The organism is Cobetia sp. MMG027 (genome assembly GCF_027947415.1).
Classification (GTDB): domain Bacteria; phylum Pseudomonadota; class Gammaproteobacteria; order Pseudomonadales; family Halomonadaceae; genus Cobetia; species Cobetia marina.
The window spans coordinates 1-1,054 of the sequence record NZ_JAQJIO010000024.1; the positions used below are offsets into that span (position 1 = coordinate 1).

At 55.0% G+C, this 1,054-nt stretch carries 1 protein-coding gene; it reads right to left on the reverse strand.

Annotated features, from left to right (window positions below; genetic code table 11):
* Positions 1-999: IS30 family transposase (locus PJK54_RS17690; RefSeq protein ID WP_271303507.1), on the reverse strand; the 999-nt coding region annotated here is incomplete at its 3' end.
* Between the last annotated feature and the right edge of the window lie 55 nt (positions 1,000-1,054).

Below are 1,054 nucleotides of genomic sequence, written 5' to 3' on the forward strand. Positions count from 1 at the left end.
TGCTTCATTGTGCTTTGCCATCAGTTCATTCATCACCTCGATAGGGCATTTGAAGTCGAAGCGTTTTCGAGGCCGCATATTCAGCTCGAAGGCAATGGCATCCAGCTCTTCCTGACTGGTCAGTGACAGATCCGTTCCCTTGGGGAGATACTGGCGAATCAGCCCATTGATATTCTCGTTGCTGCCTCTTTGCCAAGGGCTGTGAGGATCACAGAAGTAGATGGCGACGCCAGTATTTTGCGTGATAGCGGCATGCTTGGCCATCTCCCGTCCTTGGTCATACGTCAGGGTTTTTCGTGCTGCCAATGGCATTCTGTTCAGCGCGGCACTGAAGCCCTCTACGGCTGAGGTCGCAGTCGCATCATGCATCTTTGCCAGTATCAAGTATCCGCTACTGAGCTCTACAAGAGTGCCAACCGCTGAGGCATTGCCTTTTCCCTTGATCAGGTCGCCTTCCCAATGCCCAGGCATCTCGCGCTTGTCCACCTCGGGCGGGCGAAGGTGAATGCTGACCATGTCGGGGATCTGACCTCGCCGGTCCGTCTCACCACGACGAGGCTTACGCGTACTTTTGCCATGCCGCAGGCAATGGATGAGCTCTTTGCGCAGTTGCCCAACCGGCAGCGCATAGATGGCGGTGTAAATCGTCTCGCGACAGACGTAGGCGTCTTCAAGCTTGGGTAGATTCATGTGTCGAAGCTTGCCGGCGATCTGCTCAGGAGACAAGTAGCGGCGAAGAAGGTACTCGACAAGCTTGAACCGCTCACTACCGATGGAAAGCTTACGCTTGGGCCGGCAAAAGCGCCGATGCTTGAGTCGGGACGCTTGCGCGCGTTCAGCTTGGTAGTCGTTGCCCGGCTCACTATTTCGACGAATTTCGCGGCTGATAGTGGAGGGAGAACGACTCAGGCATCGAGCAATGGCTCGGAGGCTCAAGCCTTGAGAGAGGCAAACCTGGATAGTGGCACGATCAGTAATGCTGAGTTCTGAGTATGACATGAGCGCAATACCTTACAGGGAAACTCAGGTGTTGCACTCAGAATCTGCGGCCAAG